This is a genomic window from Sphingomonas sp. SRI_018, from assembly GCF_057586275.1.
In genome coordinates, this window is sequence record NZ_JBYCZO010000001.1 from 329683 (window position 1) to 350042 (window position 20360).

At 69.5% G+C, this 20360-nt stretch carries 15 protein-coding genes; 5 read left to right on the top strand and 10 right to left on the bottom strand.

Annotation, left to right across the window (positions count from 1 at the left end; translation table 11 throughout):
• Nucleotides 1–33 precede the first annotated feature (33 nt).
• The 3 genes from AC2YHA_RS01670 (at nt 34) to AC2YHA_RS01680 (ending at nt 2792) form a co-directional block, all read left to right on the top strand.
• A complete protein-coding gene (locus tag AC2YHA_RS01670) occupies nt 34–1542 on the top strand; it encodes a YifB family Mg chelatase-like AAA ATPase (protein WP_487400119.1) in 1509 nt (502 codons plus the stop codon).
• Between the two features lie 48 nt (nt 1543–1590).
• A complete protein-coding gene (locus AC2YHA_RS01675; protein WP_487400120.1) occupies nt 1591–2196 on the top strand; it encodes a cytochrome b in 606 nt (201 codons plus the stop codon).
• A gap of 128 nt (nt 2197–2324) precedes the next feature.
• The gene (locus AC2YHA_RS01680) at nt 2325–2792 is read left to right on the top strand and encodes a hypothetical protein (RefSeq protein ID WP_487400121.1); all 468 of its coding nucleotides are present in this window, start codon (nt 2325–2327) and stop codon (nt 2790–2792) included.
• Nucleotides 2793–2795: 3 nt separating this feature from the next.
• Here AC2YHA_RS01680 and AC2YHA_RS01685 read toward each other — a convergent pair whose 3' ends face one another.
• The 5 genes from AC2YHA_RS01685 to AC2YHA_RS01705 are packed head-to-tail and all read right to left on the bottom strand — an operon-like array spanning nt 2796 to nt 11343.
• Nucleotides 2796–4022: an SGNH/GDSL hydrolase family protein gene (locus AC2YHA_RS01685; protein WP_487400122.1), complete on the bottom strand. Its 1227-nt coding sequence runs from the start codon at nt 4020–4022 to the stop codon at nt 2796–2798.
• Nucleotides 4019–5317 carry an MFS transporter gene (locus AC2YHA_RS01690; protein ID WP_487401678.1) on the bottom strand — a complete coding sequence of 433 codons (1299 nt, stop codon included), beginning with the start codon at nt 5315–5317 and terminating at the stop codon, nt 4019–4021. Before AC2YHA_RS01690 ends, AC2YHA_RS01685 begins: the two co-directional genes overlap by 4 nt.
• Nucleotides 5318–5322: 5 nt before the next feature.
• Nucleotides 5323–6534, bottom strand: a complete 1212-nt coding sequence (gene manD, locus AC2YHA_RS01695) for a D-mannonate dehydratase ManD (RefSeq protein ID WP_487400123.1) — start codon at nt 6532–6534, stop codon at nt 5323–5325.
• Between the two features lie 13 nt (nt 6535–6547).
• Nucleotides 6548–8914, bottom strand: a complete 2367-nt coding sequence (locus AC2YHA_RS01700; protein WP_487400124.1) for a glycoside hydrolase family 3 N-terminal domain-containing protein — start codon at nt 8912–8914, stop codon at nt 6548–6550.
• An 11-nt stretch (nt 8915–8925) separates the two neighbouring features.
• A complete protein-coding gene (locus AC2YHA_RS01705) occupies nt 8926–11343 on the bottom strand; it encodes a glycoside hydrolase family 3 N-terminal domain-containing protein (RefSeq protein WP_487400125.1) in 2418 nt (805 codons plus the stop codon).
• A 206-nt stretch (nt 11344–11549) separates the two neighbouring features.
• On the opposite strand from AC2YHA_RS01705, the gene AC2YHA_RS01710 reads away from it, so the two are divergent.
• Together AC2YHA_RS01710 and AC2YHA_RS01715 are read left to right on the top strand one after the other, a co-directional pair.
• On the top strand, nt 11550–13706 hold the full coding sequence (locus AC2YHA_RS01710; protein WP_487401679.1) for an alpha-glucuronidase family glycosyl hydrolase: 2157 nt from the start codon (nt 11550–11552) through the stop codon (nt 13704–13706).
• Between the two features lie 224 nt (nt 13707–13930).
• Nucleotides 13931–14995: a LacI family DNA-binding transcriptional regulator gene (locus tag AC2YHA_RS01715; RefSeq protein WP_487400126.1), complete on the top strand. Its 1065-nt coding sequence runs from the start codon at nt 13931–13933 to the stop codon at nt 14993–14995.
• Nucleotides 14996–15138: 143 nt separating this feature from the next.
• On the opposite strand, the gene AC2YHA_RS01720 is transcribed toward AC2YHA_RS01715, so the two are convergent.
• The 5 genes from AC2YHA_RS01720 to AC2YHA_RS01740 form a co-directional block, all read right to left on the bottom strand.
• Nucleotides 15139–16551 (bottom strand): sugar porter family MFS transporter, encoded by a 1413-nt coding sequence (locus tag AC2YHA_RS01720; protein WP_487400127.1) that lies wholly within the window; start codon nt 16549–16551, stop codon nt 15139–15141.
• A 40-nt stretch (nt 16552–16591) separates the two neighbouring features.
• A complete protein-coding gene (locus tag AC2YHA_RS01725; protein ID WP_487400128.1) occupies nt 16592–17476 on the bottom strand; it encodes an SMP-30/gluconolactonase/LRE family protein in 885 nt (294 codons plus the stop codon).
• Between the two features lies 1 nt (nt 17477).
• A complete protein-coding gene (gene xylB / locus AC2YHA_RS01730; protein ID WP_487401680.1) occupies nt 17478–18269 on the bottom strand; it encodes a D-xylose 1-dehydrogenase in 792 nt (263 codons plus the stop codon).
• Nucleotides 18270–18316: 47 nt separating this feature from the next.
• Nucleotides 18317–19495, bottom strand: coding sequence for a fumarylacetoacetate hydrolase family protein (locus AC2YHA_RS01735; RefSeq protein WP_487400129.1), 1179 nt, complete (start codon nt 19493–19495; stop codon nt 18317–18319).
• A 188-nt stretch (nt 19496–19683) separates the two neighbouring features.
• Nucleotides 19684–20217, bottom strand: coding sequence for a hypothetical protein (locus AC2YHA_RS01740; protein ID WP_487400130.1), 534 nt, complete (start codon nt 20215–20217; stop codon nt 19684–19686).
• Between the last annotated feature and the right edge of the window lie 143 nt (nt 20218–20360).

Consider the following 20360-nt stretch of genomic DNA (forward strand, 5'->3'; position numbering starts at 1 on the left):
CTATGAGTGCATCCGGGGCAGGGGGAAGCATTCATGGTCGCGAGCGTCTCGACGGTGGCGTATCTCGGGCTGGAGGCGCGGAGCGTCGAGGTGCAGTGCACGCTCGTCGCCGGGCTGCCGGCGTTCGTGGTGGTGGGCCTGCCCGACAAGGCGGTGGCGGAGAGCCGCGAACGGGTGCGCGGCGCGATCGCGGCGCTGGGGCTGTCGCTGCCGCCGAAGCGGATCACGGTGAACCTGTCGCCGGCCGATCTTCCCAAAGAGGGGTCGCATTTCGACCTGCCGATCGCGCTGGCGCTACTCGCGGCGATGGGCGTGGTCGATGCGGAGGCGCTGGCCGATCATGTCTGCGTTGGCGAGCTCGGGCTCGACGGGCGGATCACCGCCTCGCCGGGCGTGCTGCTGGCGGCGCTCCATGCGAGCACGGAAGGAAAGGGGCTGATCTGCCCCGCCGCGCAGGGCTCCGAGGCGGCCTGGGCGGGATCGGTCGGGGTGCTCGCCGCCGCTGACCTGATCGGCCTGCTCAACCACCTGAAGGGGCAGCAGCTGCTCTCCCCGCCGGCGCCCGGAGAGATCGAGGAGCCGGGTCTCGGCCCGGACCTCCGTCAGGTGAAGGGGCAGGAGACCGCCAAGCGCGCGCTGGAGATCGCCGCGGCCGGTGGGCACAATCTGCTGATGGTCGGTCCGCCTGGCGCGGGCAAGTCGCTGATGGCGTCGTGCCTGCCGGGCATCCTGCCGCCGCTCGATGCAGCCGAGGCGCTGGAGGCGTCGATGGTGCAGTCGGTGGCGGGGACGCTGACCGGCGGCCGGCTTACGCGCGCGCGGCCGTTCCGCGCGCCGCATCATTCGGCATCGATGGCGGCGCTGACCGGTGGCGGGCTCAGGGTCAAGCCGGGCGAGGTGAGCCTGGCGCATCTCGGCGTGCTGTTCCTCGACGAGCTGCCCGAGTTCCAGCGCGCGGTGCTCGATTCGCTGCGGCAGCCGCTGGAGACGGGCACCGTCAGCGTCGCGCGGGCGAACGCGCATGTCACCTTTCCGGCGCGGGTGCAGCTGATCGCGGCGATGAACCCGTGCCGCTGCGGCCATCTCGGGGATCCGGCGCTGGCCTGCGCACGGGCGCCGAGGTGCGCGGCCGACTATCAAGCGAAGGTGTCGGGTCCGCTGCTCGACCGCATCGACCTTCATGTCGAGGTGGCGGCGGTGAGCGCCGCCGATCTCGTCCTGCCGCCGCCGGCCGAAGGCTCGGCGGAGGTGGCCGCGCGTGTCGCCGAAGCGCGGTCGGTGCAGGGCGAACGCTATCGCGGCGAGGCGATCCGCACCAATGCCGAAGCCGAGGGCAAATTGCTCGAGGCCCATGCGACGCCCGACGAACCCGGCCGCCAGCTGCTCGCCCAGGCGGCCGCGGCCATGCGGCTGTCGGCGCGAGGCTATACCCGCGTGCTCCGCGTCGCCCGCACCATCGCCGACCTCGCGGGAGCGGAGACGATCGGGCGGATCCATGTCGCCGAGGCGCTCAGCTATCGCCGGCAGGCGCCGCGCAGCTGAACCTCCGGCGCCTCCCCGCGTTTGAGCGAACGAAACGGGAGAGGAACGATGGCGACGGTTCCCGAGGCGACCGACCAGCGCCAGGTGCTGCTGCGCTACACCAACGGTGCGATCGCGCTCCACTGGCTGACGGTGGTGCTGGTGCTGGCGCAGATCTATGTCGGCTTCACCTTCGCCGACATGCCGCGCGGTCCGGCGCGGGGCGAATGGTTCACCTGGCACAAGACCATCGGCGCGACGATCCTGGTGCTGAGCCTGGTCCGCCTGGCCTGGCGCCTTGCCCACAAGCCGCCGCCCTTTCCAGAAAGCCTGCCGCGCTGGGAGCGGATCGCGGCCGTGTGGAACCACCGGATCTTCTATGTCCTGCTGATCGCGCTGCCGCTGACCGGCCTTGCCACCATCTCGGCGGGCGAATCGGGCGTGACGAAGCTTGCGGGCGGCATCCCGCTGCCGCTCATCCCCGGATTGCCCGAGGCGGCCGGCGACACCTTCGGCAGCGTGCACGAGGTGCTGGTGTTCACCACCATCGCGCTGGTCGTCCTCCACCTCGCCGCCGCGCTCAAGCATCAGTTCGTCGATCGGGCGCGGGTGGCGGGCCGGATGCCGCCGTTCCAGGCACCCGGCGGCGAACGGGCCGAAGTTCCGGATCGGTGACCGGCGAATAGCGACGGACCGAGTCTCGCTTCGTCGCATCTGTCTTTTTCCTGCCATCTAGTCCCGCTAGCGCACTGCGAACCAGTCGCAAGAAGCGACGGAGAGCAAAGGGGTGAGAAGGATGTCACATGTGCGCCATGCCTGTCCCCCGTACCCGTTCCGCCGCTTTCCTGGTCGTTGAGGCCGCGCGCTGCTGGCGCGCCGTCCGCGATGCCTGTGCGCCTGTCCAACCGGCGCTCTTCGCGCGGCTCCAGCCGTTCGGGCTGGGCATCCTCGCGCCGGTGTTCGACAGCCTGATGGCGCTGTTCGAGGCGCGGTTCGGACGGCGGTTCCGTACCGGCGACGCCGGGACGTCGAACCTGAGCGAGGATGAGGTTCAGCTGATCGAGCTGCTCGCCGGCGAGGTGCCGGTCGATATCGGCGATGCCGCCGCGTCCGCGCCGATCCATGTCGCGCTACGGTCCACCCGGATCATGCTCGCGCTGGCCGAGGCCGATCCGGAGGCGCACGAGCGTCCGATCTTCTTCACCGTATCGGAAACCCAGACAACCCGCCCCGACGTCGTGGCGGTGGGGACGCCGATCACCGGCTCATAGGGTTCAGCGGAACAGCGACAGCGGGATGGCGTCGGCCATCGCCTTGTATCCTGCAGGACCCGGGTGGAGATGGTCGCCCGAATCATAGGCGGGCAGCATCCGGGTGGGTTTGCCGGGATCGCGCAGGACGGCGTCGAAGTCGATCACCGCGTCGAAGTTGCCGGGCGCGCGGATCCAGGCGTTGATCGCCTGGCGGTCCGCCTCGTTGGCGGCGTCGGGGTGGTAATAGTCCGATCCGCCATAGGGAGTGATCGTCGCGCCGATCGCCTTGATGCCGTGGGCGCGTGCGCGGGCGACGATCTGGCGATAGGCGCCGATCAGCTGGCGGACGAGGTCGGCGTGCGCCTCTGCGCTGACGGGCGCGTCGCGGGTGAGCGTGCCGAGATCGTTCACACCCTCCAGCACGATCAAGTAGCGCACGCCGCTCATCGCCAGCACGTCGCGGTCGAAGCGGGCGAGGGCGTTGGGGCCGAGCCCATCGAGCAGCAGCCGGTTGCCGCCGATGCCGTGGTTGAGCACCGAGACCATGCGGGTTCTCGGGTCCGCCTGGAGCCGCTCGGCGAGGCGATCGGGCCAGCGCTCGTCACGGTTGTCGCGGACGCCGTGCCCGTCGGTGATCGAATCGCCGAGCGTCACGATCGCGCGGCCCGTGCCGCGGACGTCGATCGCGGCGAGCTGATACCAGTGGGTGACGGTCTTCGCGCGCGGCAGGTCCGGGTCGCTCACATGGTTGCCGCGAACCAGATAGGAGGTGGCGCGCGAGCCCGGGTGGCTGGTCTGGCGTGCGGGCGCGGCCGGCAGGTGGATCGAGACCGCCAGGCTCGACAGCGGCGGTACGTCGATGGCGACGGGGTCGGACCAATAGGCTGCACCCGCCGGGATCGTGACGTGCGGCGCGCCGTCGAAGGTTAGCGCCTGCCCGCGCCCGATCCGCGCGCTGCCCGCCGTGCCGAGCGCGACATGCGCGGCGTCGACCACCAGCGGCTCGGTGCCGAAGGCGTTGGAGAGCAGCACGCGCACCGATCGGCCGCCGGTGCTGAGGCGGACGACCTGGCGCAGCGTCGCGTCGGTAAGGTCGGCATCGGGCAGCGCGTTGCGTTCCTCCGGGACCTGCTGCGATGCGGCCCAGCTTCCGAGCCACGAGGACGGCGCTTCCGCCGGCGCGGCGCCGGTCCACAGCATCGCGATGCCGGCGAGCGCCGCCAGCCATGTCGAGCGCAGTCGCGTCATGTCGTCGGTTCCTCCACGGGCGCGAACTTGGTGACCGGGGCGTAGCTGGGGTTGATCGCGTGCACGACCGCGAGCGCGAGCAGATAGGCGATGCCGCAGAACAGGAAGATCGGCGTGTAGCTGCCGACCGTCTGCAGCACCCAGCCGGCATAGGTCGACATCAGCATCCCGCCCGCCGCGCCGGCGAAGCCGCCGAGCCCGACGATCGAGCCCTGCGCCCAGCGCGGGTAGAGGTCGGACGGCATCGAGAACAGGTTGGACGAGAAGCCCTGGTGCCCGGCGCAGGCGAGCCCGATCAGCAGCACCGCGATCCAGGCGCTCGGCGCATAGGCGGCGAAGGCGACCGGCACGACGATGAGCGCGCAGCCGAGCATCGCCAGCTTGCGCGCGCGGTTGGCGCTGACGCCCCGCGCCAGCATCCGCGACGACGCCCAGCCGCCGAGGATCGAACCGATGTCGGCGATGACGTAGATCGCGATCAGCGGCGGGCCGTAGCCCTTGAGATCGATGGCATAGCGCCGGCTCAGGAAGTCCGGCAGCCAGAACAGGAACATCCACCAGACCGGATCGATCAGGAAGCGTCCCGACATGTACGCCCAGGCCTGGCGGGTGGCGAGCAGGCGGCGCCATGGCACCGGCTGCTGCACGATCGGCGGGTCCGATTCGATATAGGCGACCTCGGCCGGGGTGATCCGCGGATGCTCGCGCGGGCGGCGGTAATAGATCACCCAGGCGGCGATCCACACGAGGTTGAGCAGCCCCGTGCCCCAGAAGGCGCTTTCCCAGCCAAGCCACAGGGTGAGGGCGGGGACGATCAGCGGCGTGACGATCGCGCCGACATTGGCGCCGGCGTTGAAGATGCCGATCGCCAGCGCGCGCTCGCGCTGCGGGAACCACTCGGACGCGGCGGCGAGCGCGGCCGGGTAGGTGCCGGACTCGCCGATCGCGAGCGGGATGCGCGCGATCGCGAAGCCGAGCGTCGAGGTCACCAGCGCCTGCGCCATGTGCGCGACGGTCCAGGTGCCCATCGCGATCAGATAGCCGGCCTTGGCGCCGACGCGGTCGATCAGCCTGCCGAAGAACAGAAAGCCGATGCCGTAGGCGGCCTGGAAGGCGACGTTGACGTATCCGTAGCCGGTCTCGCTCCAGCCGTACTCGGCCTGGAGCGTGGGCTTGAGCACCGGCAGCACCAGCCGGTCGACGTAGCTCAGCACCACCGCCGCGAACAGCAGGATGCAGATCGTCCAGCGGATGTAGCCGACCGGACGGGGCCGCGATGCGGCGGAGGACGCCACGCCGCTCACCAGTTGAACATCGTGCCGTCCTCCAGCCGGTTCACCGGCAGGAAGGCGCGCTTGTATTCGTATTTGGCGGCGAGCGTCTCGTCGATGTCGACGCCGAGGCCGGGGGCGTCGCCCGGGTGCATCAGGCCGTCCTTGAAGCTGTAGGCGTGGGGGAACACCGCGTCGGTCTCCTCGGTGTGGCGCATATATTCCTGGATGCCGAAGTTCGGCACGCTGAGGTCGAAGTGCAGCGCCGCGGCCATGCACACCGGTGACAGATCGGTCGCGCCGTGGCAGCCGGTGCGGACGTTGTAGAGATCGGCGAAGCTGGCGATGCGGCGCAGGTGCGTGATGCCGCCGGCGTGGACGACGGTCGCGCGGATATAGTCGATCAGCTGCTCCTCGATGAGCTGCTTGGCGTCCCAGATCGAATTGAAGATCTCGCCGACCGCGAGGGGAGACGTGGTGTGCTGGCGGATCAGGCGGAAATTGGCCTGGTTCTCGGCGGGTGTCGCGTCCTCCAGCCAGAAGGGGCGGTAGGGCTCGAGGTCCTTGCCGAGCCGGCCCGCCTCGATCGGCGTCAGGCGGTGGTGGATGTCGTGGAGCAGGTGGACGTCCCAGCCGAGCGCCTCGCGCGCCTTCTCGAACAATGGCGGCACCGAGCGGAGATATTTCTCGCTCGACCAGAGGTTCTCGGTGGGAAGGTCGGCGTCGGCCGGCTCGTAGAAATAGCGGTCCTTCGACACGCCGTAGGTGGAGGCGAGGCCCGGCACGCCCGACTGGAGCCGGATCGCCTTGTAGCCCTGTTCCTTGTAGTGGAGCGCGTTGTCGATCGTCTCCTCGATCGTCTTGCCGTTGGCGTGGCCGTAGACCATCGCGCCCTCGCGGCTGGCGCCGCCGAGGAGCTGGTAGACGGGGAGGCCCGCGATCTTGCCCTTGATGTCCCACAGCGCGGTGTCGACCGCGGCGATCGCCGACATGGTGACGGGGCCGCGCCGCCAATAGGCGCCCTTGTAGAGGAACTGCCAGACGTCCTCGATCCGGTGGGCGTCGCGGCCGATCAGACAGGGGATGACATGGTCGGCGAGGTAGCTCGCCACCGCCAGCTCGCGGCCGTTCAGGGTAGCGTCGCCGAGGCCGTAGACGCCCTCGTCGGTCTCGATCTTCAGCGTAACGAAATTGCGCCCCGGCGAGGTGATGATGACGCGGGCGGCAGTGATCTTGGGCACGAAGGGCTCCCGGTTAGGCGATGGTAAGCGTGGTGGACTGGACCGCGGCGGAGCTGTTGCCAACCATGATCGCGACCTGGCCAGGCTCGACCACCTCGCGCATCGCGGCGTTCCAGATGCGGAGATGCTCGGGGCCGAGGGTGAAGGTGACGGTGCGCGCCTCGCCCGGGGCGAGCGTCACGCGGCGGAAGCCCTTGAGCTCCATCACGGGGCGCGTGACCGATGGGGTCAGGTGGCGAATGTAGAGCTGGACGACCTCGTCGCCCGCCCGCGCGCCGGTGTTGCGGACCTCGACCGAGACGGTGACCTTGCCGTCGCGGGGAATGCTCGGCGAGGAGAGCACCGGCTTGCCGACCGCGAAGCTGGTGTAGCTGAGGCCGTGGCCGAAGGGGAACAGCGGGGCCGTGCTCTCGAACAGATAGCCGCGGCGGGCGCTCGGTTTATGGTTGTAGAACAAGGGGATCTGGCCGGCGTCGCGGACCACGCTGACCGGCAGCTTGGCGCCGGGGTTGACGTCGCCGAACAGCGCCTCGGCGATCGCGGTGCCGCCTTCCTGGCCCGCATACCAGCATTCGAGGATGGCGTTGGCGCGCTCGGCCACGGTGGGCCAGCTCGGGGGGCGGCCGTTGATGGCGCAGACGACCACCGGCTTGCCGAGCGCCGCCAGCGCCAGGAACAGGTCGTTCTGCTGGGCGAGGAGGTCGAGGTCGGCGCGGTCGCCGAGGTGGTTGGCGGCGAAGCCCTCGCGGCTGGTCTGTTCGGTGTCGCCGATCGCGAGGACGATGACGTCGGCGCCCTTGGCGACCTCGACCGCGTCGGCGATCAGGCGCCGGTTTTCCGTGGGATTGCCGAGGGTTACCTCGTCCGCCGAGCGGTCCTCGCTCTGGGTGATGAATACGCCTTGGGCGGTGACGACCCGGGCCTCGCGGGCGAGGCGGGTGCGGATGCCGTCGAGGAGGCTCACCGTCTGCCGGGGTACGCTCGAATAGCCGCCGAGGCGGGCCACGGCCGCGTTGGGGCCGATGACAGCGATGGTGCCGGCGGGTTTCAGGGGCAGGGTGCCGTCGTTCTTGAGGAGACATAGCGCCTTGCGCGCGGCCTCCAGCGCGAGGGCGCGGGCTTGGACATTGCCGGTCAGGCGATTCGTCGATTCGACATTGCCGTAGGGATTGTCGAACAAGTCGGCGCGGAACTTGAACGCGAGGATGCGCGCGACGGCGACATCCACGGCGGCGATGTCCACCTTGCCCGCGCGGACCTGGTCGGCGAGCGTCCGGTAGGCGACACCGTCGGGGAGGTTGCTGTCCACGCCCGCCGCCAGCGCCTGCCGCGCCGCCTCCTCGAGGTCGGCGGCGACGTGGTGGAACTTGGCGAGCTCCTCGACCGCGCCATAGTCGCTCGAGACGATGCCGTCGAAGCCCCATTCGCCGCGCAGCACGTCGTGGAGCAGCCAGCGGTTGGCGTGGCTGGGGACGCCGTCGATCTCGTTGTAGCTCGGCATCACCGCCGCGATCGCGGTGCGCTCGACCACCGCGCGGAACGGCGGGAAGAAATTCTCCCTGAGCTCGCGTTCGGAGATCTGGGCGGGGCCGATGTTCTCGCCGCCCTGCGGCTGGCCGTGGCCGGTCATGTGCTTGAGCGTCGCGAACACCTTGCCGGGCGCGAGCCGGTCGAACTTGCCGGGGCCCTGCAGCCCCTCGACCGCCGCCACGCCCATCTCGGCGCAGAGATAGGGGTCCTCGCCGAAGGTCTCCTCGATCCGGCCCCAGCGCGGATCGCGGACGATGTCGACCACCGGGGAGAGGACGTAGGGCACGCCGCGCGCCCGCACCTCGCGCGCGATCACCGACTGGACGCGGCGCATGAGATCGGTGTCGAAGGTCCCGGCCAGTGCGATCGCCTGCGGGAACATCGTCGCCTCGGTCGCCATATAGCCGTGGAGCGATTCCTCATGGAACAGCACCGGGATACCGAGCCGCGTCTTCTCCAGCGCCCAGCGCTGCACGGCGTTGACGAAGGCGACGGTCTCCGCCGGGGTGCGCCAGCGCGCGGCGTTGCCGCCGGCGGCGGCGCTGATGCCCGGCCCGCCGCGCTTGTCCGACGCGCGCGAGATCGCGCCGACGCCGTGCGGATAGGCGGCCGAGGCCTTGGCGGGATCGAAGGTCAGCCCGTCCATCACGTCGGCCTTGGTCGCCCAGAGCGCGATGAGCTGCGCAACCTTCTCCTCCAGCGTCATGCGGCCGAGCAGGTCGCGGACGCGATCCGGGATCGGCGCGCGCGCGTCCTTGTAGAGCGGCGCGGCGGCGAGCGCGGCGCGCGGCAGCAGCGGCAGGGCGGAGGCCGAGGCGAGCAGCCCGAGCAGGCGGCGGCGGGCGATCATCGGACGGCCAATCATCGAATGGTCAGCGTCGCGGACTTGAGGTCGACCGAATTGCCCCCGGCCATGATGGTGAAGGTGCCGGGCTCGACCACGCGCTTCATGTCCTTGTCCCACAGCTCGAACGCGCGGGGATCGAGGCGGAAGGTGACCGTCTGCCGCTCGCCGGGCTTCAGCGTGACGCGGCGGAAGGCCTTGAGCTCCTTGACCGGGCGGGTGACCGAGCTGACGTCGTCGCGGACATAGACCTGGACCACCTCGTCGCCCGCCCGCGCGCCGGTGTTGGCGACGTCGACCGCGACGTCGACGCTGCCGTCGCGCGCGATCGTGGGGGAGGAGAGGCGCGGCGCGCCGATCTCGAAGCTGGTATAGCTGAGGCCGTAGCCGAACGGGAACAGCGGCGTGTTCGGCGAGAACAGATAGCCGCGGTGCGCGGTCGGCTTGTAGTTGTAGAACATCGGCAGCTGGCCGACGCTGCGCGGGATGCTGACCGGCAGCTTGCCGCCCGGATTGACGTCGCCGAACAGCGCGTCGGCGAGCGCGTTGCCGCCCTGCTCGCCGAGATACCAGCCCTCGATGATCGCATTGGCCTGGTCGGCGACCTTCTGGATCGAGAGCGGGCGGCCGTTGAGCATCACCACGGCGATCGGCTTGCCCAGTGCCTTCAGCGCGTCGAACAGGTCCTGCTGCTGCCCGACGAGGTCGAGGCTGGCGCGGTCGCCGAGGTGATTGTCGGCCCAGGCCTCGCGGCTGGTCTGCTCGGTGTCGCCGATCGCGAGGACGATGGTATCGGCGCCCCTGGCCGCCTCGACCGCGGCGGCGATGCGCTTCGCGTTCTCGGCCGGGTCGGCGAGCTTGACCTCATCGGCCCACCAGTCGTCGTTCTCGGTGATCCTGACGCCTTCGGAATAGACGATCCGCGCCTTCGACCCGAGCTTGGCCTTGATGCCGTCGAGCAGCGAGACCGGGTGCGGCGGTTGGCCGTAATAGCCGCCGAGCCGCGGCACCGCGGCATTGGGGCCGATCACCGCGATCGTGCCGGCCGGCTTCAGCGGCAGCGTGCCGTCGTTCTTGAGCAGCACCATCGAGCGCTCGGCGGCGAGGCGGGCGGCGGCGATGGCGTCGGCGTTGTTCGTCACCTTCCGTGCCGCGGCGGCGTCGGCATAGGGATGCTCGAACAGGCCGGCGCGGAACTTGAGCGTCAGCATGTTGCGCACCGCGTCGTCGACCAGCTTCTCCGATACCTTGCCCGCGCGCACGGCGTCGGCGAGCGTCGCATAGTTGATGCCGTCGGGCAGGTCGGCGTCGACGCCCGCCTGCAGAGCCAGCACCGCCGCGCCGGCATGATCGGGGGCGATGTGGTGGAGGTCGGCGAGCTGGTCGATCGCCGAATAGTCGCTGGTCACCGCGCCCTTGAAGCCCCATTCGCCGCGCAGCACGTCGCGCAGCAGCCAGCGGTTGGCGTGGCTGGGGACGCCGTCGATCTCGTTGTAGCTCGGCATCACCGCGGCCGGGCCGGCACGGCGGATCACCGTCTCGAACGGCGGGAAGAAATTCTCGCGCAGCTCGCGGGTCGAGATCGGGGCGGGGCCGACGTTGGTGCCGCTCTCCGGCTGGCCGTGGCCGGTGAGGTGCTTGAGCGTGGCGAAGACCTTGCCGGGGGCGAGCCGCTCGGGCTTGCCGGGGCCTTCCAGCCCCTCGACCGCGGCGACACCGAGCTCGCCGACCAGATAGGGGTCCTCGCCGAAGGTCTCCTCGATCCGGCCCCAGCGCGAGTCGCGGGCGATGTCGACCACCGGGCTCAGCGCCAGCGTGACGCCGCGCGCGGCGATCTCGCGCGCGGTCACGCCGTTGAGACGGCGGACGAGGTCGGGGTCCCAGCTCGACGCGAGCGCGATCGGCACCGGGAAGCTGGTGGCGCCGACCGCGGCATAGCCGTGCAGCCCCTCCTCATGGAACAGGATCGGGATGCCGAGCCGGGTCTTCGTCAGCGCGTAGCGCTGGAGGTCGTTGACCAGCTCGATCGTGCGGGCGACGTCGCGGCCCGGCACCACGCGCGGCGAGACCGGGCCCTGCGCGTCCGAGGGGCGGGCGAATCCGCCGATGCCGTTGGGGTAGAGCTCGGCCATCTTCGCGGGATCGAGCTTCTGGTTGGCGTCGAGCAGCTTGGTCTTGCCGACCCACACGGTCAGCAGCTGAGCGACCTTTTCATCGAGCGTCATGCGCTTGAGCAGGTCGTCGACGCGGTCGGCGATCGGGGCCTTAGGGTTCTTGTAGAGCGCGTTCGCCTCGACGGCGGGCGGCGTGGACTGCGACTGCGCGGCGGTGCCCGGGACGATCGCCGTGCCGAGCAGGAGAGCGGTCAGCAGGCGGCGGGCGGGCAGGGTGCGCAAGGGTCGAATCCTCTCTGTGGGCGCAGCCCGCTGCGACATGCATCGCGCGAGCGCTTTATTGATAGCGCTACCAATGCTATCGGTTGGGCGAACGATGTCAATGCCGACGAAGGTGGGCAAAGTTCATTTAAGCCCCTCCCCTTCAGGGGTTGGGGTGGGGCCTATCCACGGGCGATATCGTTTGCGGCACTGCCCCACCCCCAACCCCTCCCCTGAAGGGGAGGGGCTAAGAAGGGAGGATGAGGATGGGCTGGTTCGGGCGGTTGGCGGCGATGGTTTGCGCGGTGTTGTGGCTTGTCCCCACGGCCGCCTTTGCCGAGGACGGCTATGACCTGTGGCTCCGCTACCGTCCGCTGGCTCCGGCGAAGGCTGCGACGGTGCGGGAGCGTGCTGCCGCGATCGTGCTGCCCGAACACCCCTCGCCGACGATCCGCGCGGCCGCGGATGAGGTCGAGCGCGGGATCGCCGGCCTGACCGGAGCCCGGCCGCCGATCGCCGGTGCGCCACGCGCGGGGGCGGTCCTGCTCGGCACGCCCGCGACATTGCCGGCGATCGCCGCCTTGCGGCTCGATCTCTCCAAGGTCGGCGACGAGGGCTATCTGATCCGCACCGCGACGGTGAACGGCGCGCCGGTAACCGTGATCGCGGCCAACCGCGATGTCGGCGTGCTCTATGGCGCCTTCGCCTGGCTGGCGCGCATCCAGCGGGGCGAGGCGATCGACCGGATCGACATCGCATCGGCGCCGAAGATCCGGCTGCGCGTGCTCAATCATTGGGACAATCTCGATGGCTCGGTCGAGCGCGGCTATGCCGGCCAGTCGATCTGGGACTGGTGGAAGCTGCCGGCGTGGACCGATCCGCGCTACACCGACTATGCCCGCGCCAACGCCTCGGTCGGGATCAACGGGACGGTCCTCAACAACGTCAACGCCAAGGCCGACAGCCTGACCGCGCCCTATATCGCCAAGGCGGCGGCGGTGGCGGACGTGCTGCGTCCCTACGGCATCCGCGTCTACCTCTCGGCGCGCTTCACCGCGCCGATCGAGATCGGCGGGCTCAAGACCGCCGATCCGCTCGATCCGGCGGTGCGGGCGTGGTGGGCGGCCAAGGCCGACGAGATCTATCGCGCGATCCCCGATTTCGGCGGTTTCCTGGTCAAGGCGAACAGCGAGGGGCAGCCGGGGCCGCAGGACTATCACCGCACCCATGCCGACGGCGCCAACATGCTGGCGGCGGCGGTGGCGCCGCATGGTGGCATCGTGATGTGGCGTGCGTTCGTCTATTCGGAGCATGACAGCGAGGATCGCGCCAAGCAGGCCTATTCGGAGTTCAAGCCGCTCGACGGCCGGTTCGCCGCCAATGTGCTGCTGCAGGTCAAGAACGGCGCGATCGACTTCCAGCCGCGCGAGCCCTTTCATCCGCTGTTCGGGGCGATGCCCAGGACGCCGCTGATGCTGGAGGTCCAGATCACCAAGGAATATCTCGGCCAGGCGACGCATCTCGTCTATCTCGGCGCGCTGTTCGAGGAGGTGCTGAAGGCCGACACCATGGCCGAGGGGCCGGGATCGACGGTGGCGCGGGTGGTCGACGGGTCGCTCGGCGGCCATCGGCTGACCGGGATCGCCGGGGTCGCCAACATCGGCAGCGACCGCGACTGGAGCGGATCGACCTTCAACCAGGCCGACTGGTACGCCTTCGGGCGGTTGGCGTGGGACCCGGAGGCGTCGGCGCGGGCGATCGCGGGGGACTGGGCGCGAATGACCTTCGCGCCCGATTCGGCGCTGGTCGGGCCGGTCGTCGAGATGATGATGGCCTCGCGGCAGGCGGTGGTCGATTACATGACGCCGCTCGGGCTCGCGCACATGATGGGGACGGGGCATCATTACGGGCCGGCGCCGTGGGTGAGCGACCTCGCACGGCCGGAGTGGAATCCGGCCTATTACCACCGTGCCGACAAGGCGGGGATCGGCTTCGACCGTACCGCGAGCGGTAGCGACGCGATCGCGCAATATGCGTCGCCGGTGGCGCGGCGGTTCGGGTCGTTGAGGAGCGTCGGCGACGATTATCTGCTGTGGTTCCATCATGTGCCCTGGGGTTATCGCATGGCCGATGGCGCGACGCTGTGGGATACGCTGGTGCGGCGCTACGACGGCGGGGTCGCCGCGGTGGCGAGGATGCGCGCGGGCTGGCAGGCGTTGGAAGGGCGGGTCGATGCCGAGCGGTTCCGCAAGACCGCCGCTTTCCTGGCGATCCAGCAGGCGGGGGCGGGGTGGTGGCGCGACGCCTGCATCGCCTATTTCCAGAGCATCAACGGCCTGCCGCTGCCCGCCGGTAGCGCGCCGCCGGCGCACGACCTCGGCTATTACAAGGCGCTCAGCTTTCCCTATGCGCCGGGGCATTGAACGTCACCGTTCGCCGCATCGGCGTTGACAGCGACTGGGGCAGGGGCCAGGAATGTGAGCGATACCATTTTCAGCTTTCGCTTTCGCCGGCATCGCGCAGCCTCCCATCCCCGCGCGCCGTCGGTATCCTCGCTGGCGGCCGGAGCGATCCGGCCGCCATTTCTTTGCCGTCTGTTGCGCTGGCGGAACCGACGGCGTAGCGAGAGCAGGAGGAGTATCGCGGCTTGAGCCGAAGACCATCACGGCGGCAGGGCAATGCCGCGACGATCAACGACGTGGCGAAGCGGGCGGGCGTCTCGCCGATGACCGTGTCGCGCGTGATCAACAACGAGGACAGCGTGCGCCCGGCGACGCGCGAGCGCGTCAACGAGGCGATCGCCGCGCTCAACTATTCGCCGAACCAGGCGGCGCGCAGCCTGGCGGGGGCGCATCCGATCCGGATCGGGCTGCTCTACAGCAATCCGAGTGCCGCCTATCTGAGCGAGTTCCTGGTCGGCAGCCTCGACTATGCCAGCCGCGCCAACGTGCAGCTGATCGTCGAGAAATGCGATCCCGGCGAGCATGAGACCGAGGTGGCGGAGCGGCTGATCCGCGACGGGGTCGACGGCATCGTCCTGCCGCCGCCGCTGTGCGATTCGACCGAGCTGCACGCGGTGCTGCGCCGCGCGGACGCGCTGGCGGTGGCGGTGGCGAGCGGGCATCCGCCGGCGGGCTTCTCCGCGGTCAGCATCGACGACCACCGCGCCGCGTTCGAGATGACGCGGCACATCGCGCGGCTCGGGCACCGGCGGATCGGCTTCATCACCGGCAACCCCAACCAGACCGCGAGCGAGCGCCGGCTGGAAGGGTATCGCGATGCGCTGGCGGCGGCGGGGCTGCCGGCCGACGATGCGCTGGTCGAGCAGGGGCTGTTCACTTATCGCTCCGGCCTCGACGCGGCGGAGCAGCTGCTCGGCCTCGCCGATCCGCCGTCGGCGATCTTCGCGAGCAACGACGACATGGCGGCGGCGACGGTGGCGGTGGCGCACCGGCGCGGGCTCGACGTGCCGAGCGATCTCACGGTGTGCGGGTTCGACGACACCGCGCTCTCGACGACGATCTGGCCGGAGCTCACTACCATCCACCAGCCGATCACCGACATGTCGCTGGCGGCGGTCGAGCTCCTGGTGCGCGAGATCCGGGCGCGGCGATCGGGATCGCCCGAGGCGCCGGTGCACCGTCAGCTCGACTTCACGCTGGTCCGCCGCCAGTCGGACGCCGCGCCGCGGCGGCGTCCGCCGGTGGTGTAGGGCTCCTTTCAATCCTCCCCCGCCAGGGGGAGGTGGCGCCGGAGGCGACGGAGGGGGAGGGTGGCGACAAACTATCGAATTGCTTCCTCCCCCTCCGTCACGCTTCGCGTGCCACCTCCCCCTGGCGGGGGAGGATTGAAAGATCAGCCGACCATCTCTTCCAGCTCGCGGCCGCGGGTCTCGTGGACCAGGGCGCGGACGAAGAAGAAGGAGACGAGGGCGCTGAGGGCGTAGAAGCCGTAGGTGAAAGGCAGGCCGACGCCTGCCGCCAGCGCCGGGAAGCTCACCGAGATGGCGAAGTTGGCGATCCACTGCGCGAAGCCGGACACCGCCAGGCCCGAGCCGCGGATCTGGTTGGGGAACATCTCGCCGAGCATCACCCACATCACCGGGCCCCAGCTCAGGTTGAACAGCGCCGAGTAGAGCAGGGCGCTGATGAAGGCGAGGCGGCCGAAGCCGGGCGAGAGCGCGAGGTGGCCGCCTTCGCCGAGCGCGCCGGTCGAGAAGGAATAGGCCATCAGCGCCAGCGTCACCGCCATGCCGGCCGATCCGATCAGCAGCAGCGGCTTGCGGCCGATGCGGTCGACGGTGAAGATCGTCACCACGCAGGCCGCGATCGAGACGAGGCCGGAGATGATGTTGGTGATCAGCGCGTCGTTCTCACTGAAGCCGACCGACTGCCACAGCACCGCGCCGTAGTAGAAGACGATGTTGATGCCGACGAACTGCTGGAACACGGCGAGGCCGATGCCGGCCCAGACGATCGGGCGGACGCGGCCGTTGGCGCCGATCAGGTCGGACAGCTTGGGCCGGTGGTGGTCGGCGGCGAGGCTGGCGCGGATCTCGGCGACCTTGGCGCGGGCGTGGTCCTCCCCGAACAGGCGGGTCAGCACCCCTTCGGCCTCGGCATCGCGGCCCTTGAGGACGAGGTAGCGCGGGCTCTCCGGGATCAGCAGCAGCGTGACGAGGTAGATCGTCGCCGGAATGACCTGCAGCCAGAACATCCAGCGCCAGGCCGGATAGCCGCCCCACAGCGGCGCGGTCGACCCGCCGGCGCTGTGCGCCAGCGCATAGTTGGCGAAGAAGGCGCCGGTGAGGCCGGTGATGATCATCACCTGCTGGATGCTCGACAGGCGGCCGCGGATGTTCGCCGGCACCACCTCGCTGATGTAGACCGGCGCGAGCACGCTCGCCGCGCCGACGCCGAGGCCCCCGACGATGCGCGCGACGATGAACACCGCCGACGAGCCGGCGGCGCCGGCGCCGAGCGCGCTCAGGATGAACAGGATCGCGGCGATCATCATCACGTTGCGCCGCCCGATCAGGTCGGCGAGCCGCCCGGCGGCGAAGGCGCCGGCCGCGCAGCCGATCAGGATCGCGCCGACGTTGAGCCCGGTGCCGAGCTTCGACAGGTCGAACGCCCGCTCGAGCCCCTCCTGGGTGCCGTTGATGACGCCGGAATCATATCCGAACATGAAGCCGCCGATCGTCGCCACCGCGACGACCAGGGCGACGAACGCATAGTTCGTGCGTGCTGCTGCCTGTGTCGTGGCCAATTGACCCCTCCCATCTCGCGCGGCGGACGTCCCGCCGGCGTTATTGCTTCATCGTGACGGCTGCCTCGGTGACCGGCACGCCGCCCACGTCGACCGCGAAGGCGAACAGGTCCCCCGCCTCAGGTTGCGCTGCGAGCGCGGCGGCGTCCAGCCCCTGGCGCGCGGTGGTGGCATAGGCGGTCTTGAGGTCGGGACCGCCGAGCGCGATCTTGGTGACGTTGGCGGTCGGCAGCTTGACCGTCTCGACCAGCTTGCCGTCGGGTGCATAGCGCCGCGCGCCCCAGCCGCCGTAGAGCCCGATCCACACGCAGCCTTCGGCATCGACGGTCGGGCCGTCGGGATAGCCGGCGCCGTCCTCGATCGTCACGAAGACGCGCGGCTTGCCGAGCGTCGCGTCGTCGTTGATCGGCACGGCATAAATGGTGCGGCCGGTGGTATCGACCGGATAGAGCGTGCGGCCGTCGGGCGAGATCGTCGGGCCGTTGGTGATCGTCACCGGCGGAAAGCCGGTGTCGCGCACGCCGCGATCGTCAAAGGTGTAGAAATGGCCGGTCGGCTTGCCCTCGGCATTGTCCATCGTGCCGAACCAGATGCGGCCGTGGGCGTCGGTGACGGCGTCGTTCAACCGGTTCTGCGGCCGGTCGGGTTCCACCGCGGCGAGGGGGCGCAGGCTGTTGTCCGCGGGATCGAAGGCTGCGAGGCCGCGCTGCAGCCCGACGACGAAGCCGTGTCCGCGCGCCGGCAGCACCCAGCCGACCTGCGCCGGCATGTCCCACTTCGCGAGCTTGCCCGTCGCCGGATCGAAGCGGTGGACGTGCGGCCCCTTGATGTCGACGAACCACAGCGCGTTGTCGCGCGCGACCCACACCGGTCCTTCGCCGAGCTCGGCCCCAACCTTCGCGACCCGATCCACCTTGCCTGCCATGTCAGCGCCACCCCGCGTCGACGAAATAGTCGTGACCCGTGCACATACGCGCATCGTCCGAGGCGAGGAAGAGCACCAGCGCGGCGACGTCCTCGGGCTGGATGCGTCCGTCGAGGCATTGCGCCGCGACGATCTCCGCCTCGCCCTCGGGCGTGTACCATTTCATCTGGCGCGGCGTCTGGACGTTGCCGGGGACGATGGTGTTGACGCGGATGTTGGCGCGGCCGAGATCGCGCGCCAGGCTGCGCGTCAGGCCCTCGATCGCCGCCTTGGCGGTCTGGTAGAGCACCAGCTCGCCGAGCGCGAGGTGCCAGCTGATCGAGCCGAAGTTGAGGATCACGCCGCCGCCGCCCCGCTTCATCGCCGGCACTACCGCCTGCGCGGCGAAGAACTGGTGGCGCAGGTTCACCGCCATGCGCTCATCCCAATAGTCGGGCGTGACCTGCTCGATCGCGTGGCGGTCGTCGCTGGCGGCGTTGTTGACGAGGACGTCGAAGCCGCCGAGCTCGCGCTCGATCTCGCCCAACGTGCGCTGGAGGGTGGCGACATCGGTCAGGTCGCAATGGGTGAACCGCGGCGCGTGGCGGCTGTCCGGCGCGAGCCGGTCGGCCAGCGCGCGGCTTTCCTCCTCGAGGATGTCGATGAAGGCGACGCGGGAGCCCTGGCGGGCGAACGCCTCCACCAGGCCCGCGCCGATGCCGCTGCCGCCGCCGGTCACGAGCACGCGCTTGTCGGCCAGGCTGGGATAGATGGCGTGCTGGGTCACGGCGGATGTTTCGGAGATACTCAACATAGGGTCCTGATCGGGTGCCGGCTCCGGTGTGGAGGCGGTGAGGTCGGTCACTCGGCGGTCTCGGGCTGGCGCGTACTGAGCAGGCCGCGCGCGGCGAGGTTGCTCATCAGCGCGCCGATGCCGAAGCGCCATGGCGCCGCGTCCTTCGCGGTGACGACGCGGTTGGCGAGGCGGCCGAGGCGGGGCGCGGCGATCGTCACGACATCGCCGACCTTGTGAGTGAAGCCGCGCTGCGGCTCGTCGCGGTCCTGGGTCGGGGCGAACAAGGTACCGAGGAACAGCACGAAGCCGTCGGGATAGTGGTGCTCGCTCATCGTCTGCTTGAGCAGGATCTCGGGATCGCGGCTGATCTCGCTCATGTTGCTGCGGCCGTCGAGGCGATAGCCGTCCTCGCCCTCGATCAGCAGCTCGACCTCGGCGCGGCGCACGTCGTCCATGGTGAAGCCGTCGTCGAACAGGCGGAAGAAGGGGCCGATCGAGCAGGAGGCATTGTTGTCCTTGGCCTTGCTCAGCAGCAGGGCGGAACGGCCCTCGAAATCGCGCAGGTTGACGTCGTTGCCGAGCGCGGCGCCGACCGCGCGGCCCCGTGAATCCGCCAGCAGCACGACCTCCGGCTCGGGGTTGTTCCAGGTCGAATCGGACCGCACGCCGATCTCCGCGCCCCAGCCGACTGTCGCCAGCACCGGCGCCTTGGTGAAGATCTCGGCATCGGGGCCGATCGCGACCTCGAGATACTGCGACCACATGCCCTCGGCGATCAGCGCCTCCTTGAGCGAGGCTGCTTCGGGGGAACCGGGCGTGACGGCGCGCAGCGAGCCGCCGATGATGGTTTCGAGCCGGGCACGCACCGCCGCCGCGGCATTGGCGTCGCCGAGCGCGCGTTCCTCGATCACGCGTTCCAGCGTGGAGACGGCGAAGGTGACGCCGGCGGCCTTGACGACCTGGAGGTCGAGGGGGCTCAGCAGGCCGTAGCCGGCGCCGTGGTCGGGGCCGATGCCGATCGCGAGCTCGTCGAGCGGGCCGAGCGCGCGGCCGCCTGCGGATGTGAAGGCGCGTCGTTCGACCAGCGCGGAGACGGTCGGGGCGACGGCGGCCATGTCATAGGCGATGCCGTTCGCGACGAGGATCGGGCTCGGGCCTTCGGGGCCTTCCAGCCGGCCGAGGAATTTGCCCTGCCGCCAGTCCTCCGGCAAGGCGCGATCCGCGCTGAAAATCCTGTCAAACATCCCCGTCCCAGTCTTGAATAGGTGGTAGCGCTACCATCTTGTGAGAGGGGGCGAGTGTCAAGCGAAACCTTGGTCGGATGGTTGGTTGGATCCTTGCCTCCAGACGCCGATCTCACGATCCGCGTGCGGCGGCGGCAGGCGCAAGATGTGTCATTGTCGGGGCAATAAACAGGCTGCCTTCCCAACCTTCAATCGCACTTGGCAACGCTCTGATCGTGGGCTGCAGTCACGCTCCGTGCCGCTTGGCAAAGGCCCGAGAATGGTGTCATCGGCTTGCCATAGATCACGCGGATCAGCCTGTTGTCGTCAAAATAATATGTCGCAGTCCTAAACGGATTGCCAGGATGATAGATGGCACCTGAACCCTCCGGCGTCACCGGATAGGTGAATTCCGTTACCTGAATGCCTCCGTCCGATAGAAGATAATAGGCCGAGCGGCTGATCGTATAGCCCGCTTGGCCATTGGCTCGGGGTCGGAGCGCGTCGAACCAGGATTGCCGGCTGGCGTGGACCAGTTCGTTCCCCTCGTACACTTTCACATTTTCCGAAACGAATCTGCCGAAGCTCGACAAATCTTCGGCTGGAAAACGCGTCGGCAATTCACTGAAGAAGCCAGTCAGCAGCGCCATTCGCTTCGGTGGGGACGGGGGCGTCTGTGTGTGACCTTGAAACGGCGTGAGGGCGCAAAGGACGGCCAACGCTATTTTCAACGGCTTCATCATTTTCGCTCCGCAATTCCGCTGGATCGTAGGCGAGCGCAGGTCGCGCGGGCAACCGTGCCGTCATCACGATAAGAGAGCGAACGCATCTGCCGAGAGATAGCCGATGCGATCAAGGTGGGGCGTCATCTTAGCAGGCTAGCGGC

Excerpts from the sequence above, each read along its gene's own strand:
- AC2YHA_RS01670 (WP_487400119.1), top strand. The coding sequence starts at position 34 with ATGGTCGCGAGCGTCTCGACGGTGGCGTATCTCGGGCTGGAGGCGCGG.
- AC2YHA_RS01675 (WP_487400120.1), top strand. The coding sequence starts at position 1,591 with ATGGCGACGGTTCCCGAGGCGACCGACCAGCGCCAGGTGCTGCTGCGC.
- AC2YHA_RS01680 (WP_487400121.1), top strand. The coding sequence starts at position 2,325 with ATGTGCGCCATGCCTGTCCCCCGTACCCGTTCCGCCGCTTTCCTGGTC.
- AC2YHA_RS01685 (WP_487400122.1), bottom strand. The coding sequence starts at position 4,022 with ATGACGCGACTGCGCTCGACATGGCTGGCGGCGCTCGCCGGCATCGCG.
- AC2YHA_RS01700 (WP_487400124.1), bottom strand. The coding sequence starts at position 8,914 with ATGATCGCCCGCCGCCGCCTGCTCGGGCTGCTCGCCTCGGCCTCCGCC.
- AC2YHA_RS01705 (WP_487400125.1), bottom strand. The coding sequence starts at position 11,343 with ATGTCGCAGCGGGCTGCGCCCACAGAGAGGATTCGACCCTTGCGCACC.
- AC2YHA_RS01710 (WP_487401679.1), top strand. The coding sequence starts at position 11,550 with ATGGGCTGGTTCGGGCGGTTGGCGGCGATGGTTTGCGCGGTGTTGTGG.
- AC2YHA_RS01725 (WP_487400128.1), bottom strand. The coding sequence starts at position 17,476 with ATGGCAGGCAAGGTGGATCGGGTCGCGAAGGTTGGGGCCGAGCTCGGC.
- xylB (WP_487401680.1), bottom strand. The coding sequence starts at position 18,269 with ATGTTGAGTATCTCCGAAACATCCGCCGTGACCCAGCACGCCATCTAT.
- AC2YHA_RS01735 (WP_487400129.1), bottom strand. The coding sequence starts at position 19,495 with ATGTTTGACAGGATTTTCAGCGCGGATCGCGCCTTGCCGGAGGACTGG.
- AC2YHA_RS01740 (WP_487400130.1), bottom strand. The coding sequence starts at position 20,217 with ATGATGAAGCCGTTGAAAATAGCGTTGGCCGTCCTTTGCGCCCTCACG.